General features: G+C 68.2%; 12 protein-coding genes. 4 read left to right on the top strand and 8 right to left on the bottom strand.

Features of this window, described 5'->3' with window-relative positions; translation table 11 throughout:
* Positions 1–84: 84 nt before the first annotated feature.
* The 4 genes from LQD00_RS04510 to LQD00_RS04495 form a co-directional block, all read right to left on the bottom strand.
* Complete coding sequence (locus tag LQD00_RS04510; protein WP_006866253.1) at positions 85–1,614, bottom strand: aldehyde dehydrogenase family protein; 1,530 nt, start codon at positions 1,612–1,614, stop codon at positions 85–87.
* Between the two features lie 213 nt (positions 1,615–1,827).
* Positions 1,828–2,985, bottom strand: coding sequence for an acetyl-CoA C-acetyltransferase (locus tag LQD00_RS04505; RefSeq protein ID WP_006866254.1), 1,158 nt, complete (start codon positions 2,983–2,985; stop codon positions 1,828–1,830).
* Positions 2,986–3,044: 59 nt separating this feature from the next.
* The gene (locus tag LQD00_RS04500; protein ID WP_006866255.1) at positions 3,045–3,869 is read right to left on the bottom strand and encodes an SDR family oxidoreductase; all 825 of its coding nucleotides are present in this window, start codon (positions 3,867–3,869) and stop codon (positions 3,045–3,047) included.
* Positions 3,870–5,129, bottom strand: a complete 1,260-nt coding sequence (locus LQD00_RS04495) for an acyl-CoA dehydrogenase family protein (RefSeq protein WP_232715859.1) — start codon at positions 5,127–5,129, stop codon at positions 3,870–3,872.
* A gap of 42 nt (positions 5,130–5,171) precedes the next feature.
* Between LQD00_RS04495 and LQD00_RS04490 the strand changes: the two genes are divergently transcribed.
* Positions 5,172–6,752 carry a FadD3 family acyl-CoA ligase gene (locus LQD00_RS04490; RefSeq protein WP_232715858.1) on the top strand — a complete coding sequence of 527 codons (1,581 nt, stop codon included), beginning with the start codon at positions 5,172–5,174 and terminating at the stop codon, positions 6,750–6,752.
* A gap of 81 nt (positions 6,753–6,833) precedes the next feature.
* On the top strand, positions 6,834–7,730 hold the full coding sequence (locus LQD00_RS04485; protein ID WP_232715857.1) for a DUF559 domain-containing protein: 897 nt from the start codon (positions 6,834–6,836) through the stop codon (positions 7,728–7,730).
* Between the two features lie 5 nt (positions 7,731–7,735).
* On the opposite strand, the gene lysS is transcribed toward LQD00_RS04485, so the two are convergent.
* The 3 genes from lysS to LQD00_RS04470 all read right to left on the bottom strand — a co-directional run bounded on the left by lysS (position 7,736) and on the right by LQD00_RS04470 (position 11,120).
* Positions 7,736–9,319: a lysine--tRNA ligase gene (lysS, locus tag LQD00_RS04480; RefSeq protein ID WP_232715856.1), complete on the bottom strand. Its 1,584-nt coding sequence runs from the start codon at positions 9,317–9,319 to the stop codon at positions 7,736–7,738.
* Between the two features lie 70 nt (positions 9,320–9,389).
* On the bottom strand, positions 9,390–9,845 hold the full coding sequence (locus LQD00_RS04475; RefSeq protein WP_232715855.1) for a rhodanese-like domain-containing protein: 456 nt from the start codon (positions 9,843–9,845) through the stop codon (positions 9,390–9,392).
* A 153-nt stretch (positions 9,846–9,998) separates the two neighbouring features.
* On the bottom strand, positions 9,999–11,120 hold the full coding sequence (locus LQD00_RS04470; RefSeq protein ID WP_232715918.1) for an FAD-dependent monooxygenase: 1,122 nt from the start codon (positions 11,118–11,120) through the stop codon (positions 9,999–10,001).
* 49 nt (positions 11,121–11,169) lie between these two features.
* On the opposite strand from LQD00_RS04470, the gene LQD00_RS04465 reads away from it, so the two are divergent.
* Positions 11,170–11,673, top strand: a complete 504-nt coding sequence (locus tag LQD00_RS04465; RefSeq protein WP_232715854.1) for a TetR/AcrR family transcriptional regulator — start codon at positions 11,170–11,172, stop codon at positions 11,671–11,673.
* Here the strand turns inward: LQD00_RS04465 and LQD00_RS04460 are convergent.
* Positions 11,653–12,624, bottom strand: a complete 972-nt coding sequence (locus LQD00_RS04460) for an alpha/beta hydrolase (RefSeq protein ID WP_232715853.1) — start codon at positions 12,622–12,624, stop codon at positions 11,653–11,655. The two genes, LQD00_RS04465 and LQD00_RS04460, sit on opposite strands and share 21 nt — an antisense overlap.
* A 60-nt stretch (positions 12,625–12,684) precedes the next feature.
* Here LQD00_RS04460 and LQD00_RS04455 point away from each other — a divergent pair, with 60 nt between their 5' ends.
* Entirely contained in the window at positions 12,685–13,278 is a 594-nt protein-coding gene (locus tag LQD00_RS04455; RefSeq protein WP_232715852.1) for a TetR/AcrR family transcriptional regulator, read from the top strand.
* Positions 13,279–13,528: the final 250 nt, after the last annotated feature.

Here is a 13,528-nt window from a genome sequence, read left to right as displayed (position 1 = left end):
CACCCTAGCAAGCGCTTGGCCGGGTCCGTCGTGAGACGAACCCGGCCAAGCGGAGATGCTACGCGCTCCTCATGCGCGGCGGTGTCACGCGCCCAGGCGCTTGCGCACCTTCTTGATCGCGCGGGAGTTGAAGAACTTGAACAGCTTGAGCTGCTGATCGGTCATCTTCGAGTCCTTGGCCAGGAACGGCGGGGACATCATCTCGGCGACCGTCATCGGGAGCGTCGAGAACGCGACCGCGCGGGCGTGGCTGAAGGTCTCGAAGCCGGTCTTTCCGTGGTAGCCGCCCATGCCGGAACGTCCGACGCCACCGAACGGCAGGTCGCCGCTGAACAGGTGGATGGCGAAGTCGTTGCCGTTGATCGAACCGCTGCGGGTGTTGTCGGCCAGCTTTTCGAAGCGGTCGTTGCGATCACCGCACCAGTACATCGTCAACGGGTGCGGGTGCGACGCGATGTGGCTGATGACCTCGGACAGCTCGCGGTACGGGTACACGGTCAGCACCGGACCGAAGACCTCGTCCTCCTCGATCTTCATGCCGGCCTGGACGCCGGTGAGCAGCGTCGGCGGGATCTTGCGACGCTCGGCGTTCGGCAGCGGCTCGCCGCCGGGGATGACCTGACGCTTCTCGGCGCCCAGCTCGACGGCGTCGTCGATCAGGCCGACGATGCGATCGAAGTTCTTCTGGTTGATCGTCGCCGTGTACTGGTCGTTGTCGTAGATCGTCGGGAAGTGCTCGGTCCAGCGTGCGATGACCTTGTCGGTGAACTCACCGAGCTTGGCCTCCGGGACGAAGACGTAGTCGGGGCACAGGCACACCTGGCCGCCGTTGACCAGGCGGGCGTCGGCGAGCATCTTCGCGGCCTTGTCGATGTCGGCGTCGAGGTCGACGACCGCCGGGTTCTTGCCGCCCAGCTCCAGGGTGACCGGGATCAGGTTCTTGGCGGCCTCCTGGGCCACCGAGGCACCGACCTCGGGCGAACCGGTGAAGAACATGTGGTCGACCTTCAGCTTCGCGAAGTCCGAGCCCGAACCGTGCTTCGAGGTGGCGACGGCCAGTTCCTCGATGGAGAAGTAGTCCGGCGCGTACTTGGCGATGACGTCGGTGGTCTTCGCGGTGATCGACGACGGGCGCATGATCACGCGGTTACCCGCGGCGAAAGCCGATCCGGCCGGGACGATCGTCAGCTGCAGCGGGAAGTTCCAGGGGCCCATGATGCCGACGACGCCGAGCGGGTCGTGGCGGACACTCTGCTTGTACCCCAGGAGTCCCTGGACCTTGGCGTACTTGGTCTCGCCCATCCACTCCTTGACGCCACGACGCTGGTGCGTGAGGTCGATCATGCAGCCGGCGACGTCGGCGGCCAGCGACAGCTCGCGCGGACGTGAACCGTAGTCCTCGGTCAGCGCAGCGGCGATCTCATCGGAGTGGTCGAGCAGCAGCGCGGCCAGACGGGTGATCCGGTCGATGCGGGTGTCGGCGTCGGGAATGCCGTCACGGAGGAACGCGGCTCGCTGGATCTCGACCAGCTCGGTCAGTGTGTGGTCTTCCGACGAGACGCCGCGCTTCGCGATCGGCGCCCCGGTGCTGGTGTGCTCAGCAGGCTTGGTCATCGAGATCCCCTCAGGTAGTTCTTGCTGCAGGTCGGACTTGCGGCCCGGTGGACATTGAAACAAAAACGTCCGCTTGTCCCACACCATAGTATGCGCCAGATCACAAGTACATGTGGGCACGTCGGTTGCCAGAAGGGTACGACCGGCACGCCGAAAGGTCGAGACCTCGCCCGAGGGGATGTTCGGGCGAGGTCTCGACGGTTTACGCGTGTGTCAGCTGAGCCGTTCAATGATGGTGACGTTGGCGGTCCCGCCGCCTTCACACATCGTCTGCAGGCCGTAGCGGCCGCCGGTGCGTTCGAGTTCGTTGAGCAGGGTCGCGAACAGCTTGGCGCCGGTGGCCCCGAGCGGGTGGCCGAGGGCGATGGCGCCGCCGTTCGGGTTGACCTTGGCCGGGTCGGCGCCGGTCTCCTTGAGCCAGGCGAGCACGACCGGCGCGAAGGCCTCGTTGATCTCGACGACGTCGATGTCGTCGATGGACAGGCCGGTCTTCTCGAGTGCGTACTTGGTGGCCGGGATCGGTGCGGACAGCATCATCACCGGGTCGTCGCCGCGGACGGACATGTGGTGGATGCGGGCGCGCGGGGTGAGGTTGTGTTCCTTCAGTGCGCGCTCGGAGACGACGAGCGTGGCCGACGACCCGTCGGCGATCTGCGACGCGACGGCGGCGGTGAGTCGCGAACCCTCGGCCAGGACCTGCAGTCCGGCCATCTTTTCCAGCGAGGTCTCGCGCGGGCATTCGTCGACGACGCAGTCGCCGTATGCGACGTTCTCCTTGTCGAACTTGCCGGCGGCGATCGCGGCACGGGCGCGCTCATGCGACTGCAGCGCCCAGCGCTCCATGTCCTCACGGCTGATGTCCCACTTCTCGGCCATCATGTCGGCGCCGATGAACTGCGAGACCTGCGCGTCACCGAAGCGCTCCTGCCAGCCCTTGGATTCGGCTGTGGGGGTGGTGAACCCGAACTCCTTGCCGGCGATCATGGCCTGCGAGATCGGGATGGCGCTCATGTTCTGCAGACCGCCGGCGACGACGATGTCCTGCGTGCCGCTCATGACGCCCTGCGCGGCGAAGTGGATGGCCTGCTGACTCGACCCGCACTGACGGTCGACGGTGGTGCCGGGCACCTCGAGCGGCAGGCCGGCGGCGAGCCATGCGGTGCGGGCGACGTTTCCGGCCTGACCGCCGATGGTGTCCAGGCAGCCGAACACGACGTCGTCGACGGCGGCCGGGTCGATGCCGGTGCGCTCGACGAGGGCGGAGATGATGTGGGCGCCGAGGTCGGCGGGGTGGGTCTTGGCGAGCGAGCCGTTGCGCTTGCCGACCGGGGTGCGGATCGCGTCGACGATGTAGGCCTGCGGTGTGGACATGAGCGGTACTCCTTGGTGTTTCGGGTGAGTCGTGGTCGGGTGCCGTCCAGGAACTGGACTCAGGCCCGCTGGCTGGAGATGGAGACGACCTCGCCGGTGAGGTAGGTGGTGTAGTCGCTGGCGAGCATGGCGACGGTCGCGGCGACCTCCCACACCTCGGCGGCGCGGCCGTACGCCTCGCGGGAGGCGAGTTCGTCGAGCAGGTCGTCGCTGGTGACCTTGGCGAGGAAGGGGTGCTTGGCGATGGACGGCGCGATCGCGTTGATGCGCACGCCCACGTCGGCGGCTTCGAGTGCGGAGCAACGGGTCAGCGCCATGACGCCGGCCTTCGCGGCGGCGTAGTGGGCCTGACCGCGCTGGGCGCGCCAGCCCAGAACCGAGGCGTTGTTGACGATCACGCCGCCGTGCTCGACCGAGCCGAAGTACCGCAGCGCGGCGCGGGTGGCGCGGAAGGTACCGGTCAGCGTGATGTCGAGGACGCGGTCCCACTCCTCGTCGGTCATCTCCGCGACCGGGGTCTCGCCGCCGAGTCCGGCGTTGTTGACCAGGACGTCGATGCGGCCGAGTTGGGTTGCGGCGTCGGCGATCAGGGCGTCGACCTCGGCGGTCTCCTGCACGTTGCAGGTGCGCTGGGTGACGGTGCGCTCGGGGAACTCCGCGGACAGCTTCTCGGCCGCCTCGCCGAGACGGCGCTCGTGCCAGTCACTGATGAGGACGTCGGCGCCTTCGAGGAGCGCACGACGCGCGGAGGCGAATCCGATTCCGGTACCGGCGGCCGCGGTGACCACGACCTTCTTGCCCAGCAACAGGTTGTGGCCGGGGGTTTCGGCGGGCGGGGTGGCCAGCGGTGAGATCACTTGGGTACCTGCATCCGTTGCGGTCATTCAGCGTGCCTCTCGGGGAAGGCCGAGCACCCGCTCGGCGATGATGTTGCGCTGCACCTCGTTCGAGCCGCCGTAGATGGTGTCGGCGCGGGTGAAGAGGTAGAGCCGTTGCCATTCGTCGAGCTCGACGTGTTCGGGATCGGCGATGTCGTTGGGCTGCCCCTCCGCGGTCGCGTCGGGTCCGATCAGGGTCGGCGCACCGACGACGTCCATCGCCAGTTCGCCGAGGTCGCGATGCCAGTTGGCCCACAACAACTTCGACACCGATGCGGCGCCCGCCTGACTCGTCACGTCGCCGTCGAGTGTGCGCTGCGCATGCGCGCGCATCACTTTCAGCCCGATATCGGCGCGGGCGAGGCGCGAGGCGAGTTCGGGGTCGTCGACCGCACCGTTGGCCCGGGCCACCTCGGTCAGGTTCTCGAGCTCACGGGCGAAACCGACCTGCTGGCCCAGCGTCGACACACCGCGCTCGAACTGCAGCAGACCCATGGCGACCTTCCAACCGTCGCCGGGTTCGCCGACGATCAGGTCCGCGTCGGTCTCCGCGTCGTCGAAGAAGACCTCGTTGAATTCCGATGTGCCGGTGAGCTGTTGGATGGGCCGGACGGTGACGCCGGGCTGGTCGAGCGGGACCAGCAGGAAGCTGAGGCCGGCATGCCGAGCCGACCCCTTCTCGGTGCGCGCGATCACGAACACCCACTGCGCCACATGGGCGAGCGAGGTCCAGATCTTCTGCCCGTTGATGATCCACTTGCCCTCGTCCATGCGGGCGCTGGTCGAGACGCCCGCGAGGTCGGAACCGGCGCCGGGTTCGGAGTAGCCCTGCGACCACAGTTCGGTGACGTCGACGATGCCCGGCAGGAAGCGCTTCTTCTGCTCCTCGGTGCCGTATTCGATGAGCGTCGGGCCGAGGAGTTCCTCGCCCAGGTGGTTCACGCGGGCGGGTGCGTTCGCGCGGGCGTACTCGCGGTGGAAGATGATGCGCTGCTCGAGCGTCGCACCTCGGCCGCCGTACTCGGTGGGCCAGCCGATGCAGGTCCAGCCGGCACTCGCGAGGTGCCGATCCCATTCGAGCCGCTCGGCGAAGAACTCGTGCTCGCTGCCCGGTCCGCCGCGTCCCTTCAGATGAGCGAAGTCGCCCGCGAGGTTCTCGTCGAGCCAGGACCGCACCGCAGCGGCGAACTCGTCGGCGGCGTTCGGCGTCGACTTGGCCCATTCACCCAGGTCGACACCACGATCCGCGAGGTTGATCGAGGTCATGGCGCTAGCATAACTCACCAAGCAAGTGCTAGGTTGGGCCGCATGGCGCAGACCTCCCGGACCGGGACTCTCTCCGTGACGACGACGCCGGCCGCGTTGCAGCGTGCAGCGCGCAGCTGGCCTGACGGTATCGCCATCGTCGACGGCCAGTGGGCCCCTTCGACAGATCGGCAGCTCGAACTGACGTGGTCGCAGATCCACGACGCAGTACGCACCTTCGCCGCGGCGCTCATCGCCTCGGGGATCGAGGCCGGCGACCGCGTGGCGATCTGGTCGCCGAACAGCTACCACTGGCCGATCGCGGCCCTCGGCGTCCACTACGCCGGCGCGACGCTGGTCCCCCTCAACACCCGCTACACCGCGGGCGAGGCCATCGAGATCGTCGAACGCTCCGGCGCGCGCGGACTCGTCGTGTCGGGTGAGTTCCTGGGCGCCGACCACGCGGCCGAGCTGCTGCGCGACCATCGCGACAAGCTGCCGGATCTGGTGATCCGGGTGCCGCTGTCCGGCGGGTCGTCGACCCCCGACGGCGCGGTGGACTGGGACGACTTTCTGACTCGCGAGACCGCCGAGGCACTGACCGAGGCGGATCGTCGAGCCGAGGCCGTCTCCCCCGACGACATCTCCGACATCCTGTTCACCTCCGGTACGACCGGTAAATCCAAGGGCGTGTTGGCGACTCACCGCCAGACACTCGCCGGCTCGCACGGCTGGGGTTCGAACGCCGGCCTGAACCCGGACGACCGCTATCTGATGGTCAACCCGTACTTCCACACCTTCGGCTACAAGGCGGGCATCCTGCCGAGCGTCCTGTTCGGCGTGACCATGCTGCCGCTCGCGGTGTACTCGCCGCAGCAGGCGATGAAACTCGTCTCCGACGAACGCGCCACGGTCTTCCCTGGCGCCCCGACGATCTTCCAGACCATCCTCGACGACCCGAAGCGCTCCGACCACGACCTGTCCAGCCTGCGCATCGTGATCACCGGGGCGTCGATCGTGCCGGTCGTCCTCGTCGAACGTCTGCAGAACGACCTCGGCGTCGACACCGTCATCACCGCCTACGGCCTGACCGAGGCCAGCGGATTCGTCTCCACCTGCACCCCCGACGACGATGACGAGACCGTCGCCAACACCTGCGGTCGCGCCTTCCCCGGCATGGAGATCAAACTCTCCGACGCCGGTGAGGTCCTCGCGCGCGGCGAGATGGTGATGGTCGGGTACCTCGACGACCCGGAGGCCACCGCCGAGACCATCGACGCCGACGGCTGGCTCCACACCGGCGACATCGGGACCATCGACGAGCACGGCAACCTCAAGATCACCGACCGGCTCAAGGACATGTACATCTGCGGCGGATTCAACGTCTACCCCGCCGAGATCGAGCAGACCCTCGCCCGCATCGACGGCGTCACCGAGTCCGCCGTGGTCGGCGTCCCCGACGACCGGCTCGGCGAGGTCGGCCGCGCCTACCTGACCGTCCGCAAGGACGCCGACCTCGACGAGCAGAAGGTCATCGCCTTCGCCAAGCAGCACCTCGCCAACTTCAAGGTGCCCCGCTCGGTGGTGTTCGTCGACGAGTTCCCGCGCAACGCCTCGGGCAAGATCCTCAAGCGCAACTTATAGCTCGAAGTCGCGCTGAGCGCGGGTTCGAGCTATAAATCGCAGTAGGCGGAACCGGCCGCCGGGCCGCCGCGTCGAAGTTCCGTGCCCGACTTCACCAAGTTCCGCGAGCTGCTCGCCGCTCATGACGGCGTGTTCACGGCTGCGGACGTCATGGCCTGCGCCATCAGCTCCGACGCCGCCTATCGACGGGTGAAATCCGGCGAGTGGGTTCGGGTGTCGCGCGGCGTCTTCCACGTCGGAGACCGAGCGCTCGATGACCGCATGCGCGCACGGATCGCGGTGCTCTCGACCTCGCCACGCGCCGCGTTGTGTTCAGGGACGGCCTACTGGTGGCACGGCTTCACGAGGACTGCGCCCAAGCAGATCCACGTGGTCACACCCCAGGGCCGTCACGGGGGCGCCATCGCCGGCGTCCGCATCTGGCACCGGACCGTGGCACCGGACGACCTCGTCGAGGTCGACGGGCTTCAGGTCACTACGAAGGCGCTCACCGTTCTCGACGCCGCAGTCGACGATGGTTCGCGGCTTCTCGACTCGGCGCTTCTCCGGAAACACACGACGGTGACCGAGGTCGTCGACGCCCAGAAACGCAACGGCGGGCGCCGCGGGTCGAGGAGGTCCCGTGAGATGGTCGCCGCGATCACCGACGGCTCCCGGTCGGAGGCCGAGCGCAAGGCAATCGCGCTCTTTCGCTCCGGAGGAGTCACGGGCTGGACGGCCAACGCGCCGGTCTGTGGCTACGTGGTCGACCTCGCCTTCATCGAGCAGAAGGTGGCCGTCGAGATCGACGGCTTCGCCTTCCACAGCGACGCGGCGTCGTTCCAGCACGACCGCACGCGACAGAACGTCCTCATCGCCAACGGTTGGACCGTGCTGCGGTTCACCTGGCAGGACATCACCGGACAACCGGCGTCGGTGCTGGCCAACGTCCGCAGATCTATAGCTCGAAATCGCGGTGAGCGCGGGTTCGAGCTATAAAACGGCTAGGTGCGGGGCTTCACCAGCGGGAAGAGGATGGTCTCGCGGATGCCGAGGCCGGTGAGGGCCATCAGGAGGCGGTCGATGCCCATGCCGGTGCCGGTGGTCGGCGGCATGCCGTACTCCATCGCGGCGAGGAACTCCTCGTCGAGGACCATCGCCTCGTCGTCGCCGGCGGCGGCGAGACGGGCCTGGTCGACGAAGCGTTCACGCTGGATGACGGGGTCGACGAGCTCGGAGTAGCCGGTGGCCAGCTCGAAGCCGCGGACGTAGAGGTCCCATTTCTCGACGACGCCGGTCACCGAGCGGTGTGATCGCACGAGCGGCGAGGTCTCGACCGGGAAGTCGCGGACGAACACCGGCTGGTTCAGCTTCTCGCCGACCATGTGCTCCCACAGCTCCTCGACGAGCTTGCCGTGGCCGTAACCCTTGTCCTTGGGGATCTCCAGGCCGACGCGCTCGGCGATCGCCAGCAGCTGCTCGACGGTGGTCTCGTTTGGGTTGCCGGCAGGCACGATCTCCTCGCCGAGCGCCTCCGACAGCGACGGGTACATCTCGAGGGAGGTCCACTCGCCGGACAGGTCGTAGGTCGAACCGTCGGGCATGGTCGGGGTCTGGGTTCCCAGCGCGGCCTGCGAAACCTCTTGCACGAGTTCGCGGATCATCTTCGCCGAGTCGTCGTAGGTGCCGTAGGCCTGATAGGTCTCCAGCATCGCGAACTCGGGCGAGTGAGTGGAGTCGGCGCCCTCGTTGCGGAAGTTGCGGTTGATCTCGAAGACACGCTCGATGCCACCGACGACGCAGCGCTTGAGGAACAGCTCCGGCGCGATGCGCAGGTACAGATCCATGTCGAAGGCGTTGGAGTGCGTGACGAACGGGCGAGCCGCGGCGCCGCCGTGCAGCGTCTGCAGCATCGGGGTCTCGACCTCGAGGAATCCCCGACGGGCCAGTGCCGCACGGAGTTCGGCCATCACCTTGATGCGGGTGCGGGCGGTCTCGCGGGCCTCCGGACGCATGATGAGGTCGACGTAGCGCTGGCGAACCCGGGTTTCCTCGTTCATGTCCTTGTGGGCAACCGGCAACGGCCGCAACGACTTCGACGCCATCTGCCAGTCGTCGGCCATCACCGACAGCTCGCCGGTGCGGGAGCTGATGACCTCACCGGAGATGAAGACGATGTCGCCGAGGTCGACGTCGGACTTCCAGCGGCCCAACGCTTCTTCGCCGACGCCGTTGAAGCTGACCATCGCCTGGAGCTGTGTGCCGTCGCCCTCCTGGAGGGTCGCGAAGCACAGCTTGCCCTTGTTCCGCAGGAAGATCACGCGCCCGGAGACACCGACGTGCTGACCGGTTTCGGTGCCGGCCTCGAGGTCGGGGTAGGCGGCGCGGATCTCGCCGAGAGAGTGGGTGCGCGGAATCGAGACGGGGTACGCCTCGCGACCCTCGGACAGGATGCGCTCGCGCTTCTCGCGGCGGATTCGCAGCTGCTCGGGAGTCTGGTCGTCGGCGTCCGTGGTCTTCTCGGCCGCGGTGGAGGCGGCACTGGTCGGGCTGTCACTCACCCCACGCACACTATCGGGGCCGGTCACCGACTCCCAACTCGCCGTACCTGCTGTGACAGCGATGACAGGGACGGCGGCCAGGGACGTGCGGGCCGGCTCAGCTCTCGTGTGCGGAGATCATGGCGAGCTCGTCCGGATGGATGCGGCCGTTGACCTTGGCCTGGCGCATGCGGCGATGCCCACCGACGACGAACACCGCACCGTGGACGCCCCGCGCCTGCAGGTGCCAGGCCAGCCACTCGGCCTCGTGGCCGTCCTCGCTGACGAGGATCCAGCGGGAGTCGGTGCGAGCCGCGGTCAGCGACTCGGAGGTGCCGGGGGTGAGGCGGTCGAGGACCTCGACGGCGTCAATGGCGAGCGCGCCGAACAGGGCGCCGTCGATCTGGCGGCGGCGATGGGAGCGGACGTCCACCGGGGTGGCGCCCTCGGCGACGGCCTTCTTGTAGTCGCTGACCTGCAACGACAGAGGTGCTGCCGGGGCCGGGGCGACGGTCGGCGCGGTCGCGGCGAAGACAGTGCTGGACAGAACAGGAGTGGCAACCGAAGCGGTCATGAGAGGGAGTCCTCAGGTGATCGAAAACGAGCGGGGAGCGCGAAGTAGGGCAGCCGCAGATGCGGTACTAGCCCTGACAACACTCCTGACAGCTCTTGATCACGGCGACGAGTATGCCACAGCTCAGCGCGGCGGACCAGACTCGAGTGGCGATCACCGCACGGGTGGTTGCCAATCCTGAATGCGTCGCAACCGGCCGTTGAGCACCGCGTCGGGCGCGGCCCGCATCGCCAGATCACGCAATCCGACCGCGGGCGCCGACCGCCACTGACCGACCCTGCCGACGGCCGACGCCTGGCGCGCGATGCGTTGGGTACGACGCCGACGCAGACGGTCGTAGGTGCGCAGAGCGTCGTCGACGCCCTGCCCTGCGCGACCCAGCAGCGCGGTGAGGGTCGCCGCGTCCTCCATCGCCTGGTTCGCCCCCTGCCCGAGGTTCGGGGTCATCGCATGAGCGGCGTCGCCGACGAGGACACATCGACCCCGCACGAAGGCGGACAGCGGGCGCGCGAGTTCCTCGATGGGCAGCACCCCGACGTCCGCCGGATCGGTTGCGTCGAGGATCTCCCCGATGGGCGAATGCCAGGCCGAGAAGCGTTGTCGCACTTCGTCGAAACCGCCCGTTGCTACACCCGCCTCATGGTTGACCGCGGCGAACCAGTAGACGTGCCCGTCCGGTAGCGGCGCGATCCCGAATCGTTGTCCGCGCCCCATCGTCTCGCCCGCCGCGTCGAGGTCGACGGGCCGCGCCGTGATGGCTCGCCAGGCGACATAACCGGCGTAGGCCGCGCCGGGGTCGGAGGTGACCGCGGGACGCACACGACTCCGCAGACCGTCGGCTCCGACGATCAGGTCGCAGCCGTCGATGGTCGTGCCGTCGTCCAGCCGGACCGTCCTGTCGCGCACCTCGCGCACGCCGGTTCCGGTCCGGATCTCGACGCCCGATCCGAGCAGGCCGAGGAGCGCCTCATGGAGATCGCTGCGCCGCACCACACGGAGGTCGGCGATCGCCGACGGGTCGAAGCGGGTGAGCCATCGGCCGTCGGGACGACGGGTTCCGTTCAGCGTGGGCGAAACCCCTCGGGCATCGGGGACCACGGATCGCAGTCCGAGGGATTCGAGCGCCCGGAGTCCGTTTCCGAACAGGCTGAGCCCCGACCCGCCCCCACGAACCTCGGACGCCCGCTCGAGAAGCGTGACCTCCGCGCCCGACGACGACAGCCCGGCGGCAGTGCAGAGTCCCCCGATCCCGGCGCCGACGACCACCGCCTTCATGACGATCTTCTCCACATGGAGAAGAACGCTAGCAGATAGGCTTCTCCGTGTGGAGAAATCAGCCGTTCGATCGACGCGCGAGACCCTGCTCGACACCGGGCTCGAGCTGATCGGGACGATCGGGATCAGGCAGGCGTCGGCGCGCGCGGTCGAGGACGCATCGGGCGTCCCCCACGGCAGTATCCGTCACCATTTCGGTGGTCAGGACGGTTTTCTCGCCGCTCTCGTCGACCATGTCCTCACCCGCGACGTCCCGGTCGACGGCGAGTCGACCCCCGAGGTGCTGGCCCGCTGGCTGGGCGCCGACCGTGTCCGCACTCGTGCCCGCTACGAGCTGATGCTGTTGGCCACCCGCGACGAGGTCATGCGCGAACGCATGGTCACCGGGCGCGACCGGTTCGTCGAGCGCCTCGTCGGGCGCGGGATGCCGCTCGTCGACGCCCGGCAGCTCGTCGCAGCACTCGACGGACTGGTTCTCGACGCGCTCCTCCGTGATTCCGACGGCACCGACGCCGACCACGATCCGACGCGGCTACTGCGCGCGTTCCGGTGAATCCGACCCGGAAACCAAGTCGATCGCGAGGGCGCGCAGGTGACCGGCGAGCTCGTCGACGCCCGGCTGTTCGACAGGGAAGTGCCCGCAACCGGTGAGCAGGTGGATGTCGGTTCGCGCGGCGATCCGTCGTGCGAAGCGGATGCTGATCTCCGGCGGCGTCCAGGTATCGGCCGCCGGATGGACCAGCACCACCCGTGGACCCCGGTAGTTCTCCGGCGCGGGTATCTCGTGGGTCATCAGGTCCGCCATGAACCCCAGCGAGACACTCGAACCCGCCCCACGCGGATCGTCGATGCAGGCGTGCGAGACCGCGGGGTCGTTGCTGATCCGCGCCATCGGCGCGACCCACCTGATCGGGAGCCGCAACCGAGCGAGGACCCCGATCCGCGACGCGACCGACAACAGCGAGTGGAGACGGGCCGGCGTCGGCGTGCGGGATGCGGCTCGGCGGGCCGCCGGATCACCGGCGAGGTCGAGAAGGCAGGTGGCCACGACCGCGGCGACGCGCGCACCCCCGGCCGCGACGTCGTAGCCGAGCATGCCGCCGAGGCTCGCACCGAACACGACGATCGGCCTCGGGTCCCGTTCGGTCTCCGCCGCGATCAGATCGCCGACCAGGTCGATCCAGTCCTGGTATCGCACGCGACCAGGATCGGCGACGCGCGTCCGCCCGTATTGCGGGAGGTCTGGCGCCAGCACGTCGTACCCCTCCCCCGCGAGCACGGCACCCAGTGGCCACACGAGTTCGCCGTGCCCACCACCGCCGTGGAGCAGCAGCACCCGCAGCGGCGCGTCGGGCCGCATCGCGCGCAGGATGTGGACGTCCACCGGCCCCGACGGGCGCGTCTCGCTCGCCGGCCACCTCCACCACGACGAGGTGGCCTCGATGTCCGCGGCGGCCGAACGCCAGGGCTCGGGCAGGAAGCGTAGGTACGATCCGTAAGTCACACATCCATCGTCGAGCGCCCGCGAACCCGCCACAACTCGCATTCACCGGAGACCTCGGATATGCGCAAAAGACCACGGCAGCAACGCTCTTCGTTCACCGTCGAGGTGATCCTGGAGGCGACCACTCAGCTTCTGGGCGCCGAGGGTGCGTCGCTGACGACCAACGGGATCGCCGAGACCGCCGGCGTCTCGGTCGGTTCCATCTACCAGTACTTCGGCGACAAGCAAGCGATCTTCGACGAGCTCGCCGCACGGCATCTCGCCGCGGCGGAGGTGCGGATGGTCGCCGCCCTCGACGCGCATCCCGTCGAGTCCACCGACTGGCCGGCCGTCCTACACGAGGTGGTCGCGGTTGCAGTGGAGGAGAACTCGAGTCACGGTCGGGCACATGGGCGTCTGCGCGAACTGGCGAGCCCAGGCGTCGTCGGAGAGCTCTACGCCGGGTTCGCGCAACGGTTGATCACCCGCCTGATCGCGTATCTCGTCGCCGACGGCTGGACACCCGCCGACGCGGAGGCCGACCTGCGGCTCACGCTCCCGGCGCTGGATGCGCAGATCCATCAGTTGGCGGGAAGCGGGTTGGACGACGACGAACTCACCGAACGGATCGCGGCGTACACCGAAGGGGCGTTGCGGGGCCGGCGGGTCGACTGAGCACGAATGTCACCGGGCCTTCGTGGCTCGTCGCTTTCGCTCCTCGCACCTAGTAATAGCTCGAAGGTTGTGAAATACGGGACATCCTCCTGTTGTGGTCGTAAGGGCTTGGTGTCCCAACCACAACAAGGAGGATGTCGATGTCTGACGCTAGTCCCTTGAGTCGAGGAACGAAACGCCGAAACGACCGTTTGAGCCGACTGCGGGAGATCGTGCGCCGCGATTACGCGGTGGTGGCGATTGATCTSGC

This window comes from Gordonia metallireducens, assembly GCF_021245825.1.
GTDB classification, from domain to species: Bacteria; Actinomycetota; Actinomycetes; order Mycobacteriales; family Mycobacteriaceae; genus Gordonia; species Gordonia namibiensis.
This window is presented reverse-complemented; position numbering and strand designations above follow the sequence as displayed.

Bases quoted from the DNA above. Each gene is read 5' to 3' on its own strand.
- LQD00_RS04510 (WP_006866253.1), bottom strand. From the start codon at position 1,614: ATGACCAAGCCTGCTGAGCACACCAGCACCGGGGCGCCGATCGCGAAG.
- LQD00_RS04505 (WP_006866254.1), bottom strand. From the start codon at position 2,985: ATGTCCACACCGCAGGCCTACATCGTCGACGCGATCCGCACCCCGGTC.
- LQD00_RS04500 (WP_006866255.1), bottom strand. From the start codon at position 3,869: ATGACCGCAACGGATGCAGGTACCCAAGTGATCTCACCGCTGGCCACC.
- LQD00_RS04495 (WP_232715859.1), bottom strand. From the start codon at position 5,129: ATGACCTCGATCAACCTCGCGGATCGTGGTGTCGACCTGGGTGAATGG.
- LQD00_RS04490 (WP_232715858.1), top strand. From the start codon at position 5,172: ATGGCGCAGACCTCCCGGACCGGGACTCTCTCCGTGACGACGACGCCG.
- LQD00_RS04475 (WP_232715855.1), bottom strand. From the start codon at position 9,845: ATGACCGCTTCGGTTGCCACTCCTGTTCTGTCCAGCACTGTCTTCGCC.
- LQD00_RS04470 (WP_232715918.1), bottom strand. From the start codon at position 11,120: ATGAAGGCGGTGGTCGTCGGCGCCGGGATCGGGGGACTCTGCACTGCC.
- LQD00_RS04455 (WP_232715852.1), top strand. From the start codon at position 12,685: ATGCGCAAAAGACCACGGCAGCAACGCTCTTCGTTCACCGTCGAGGTG.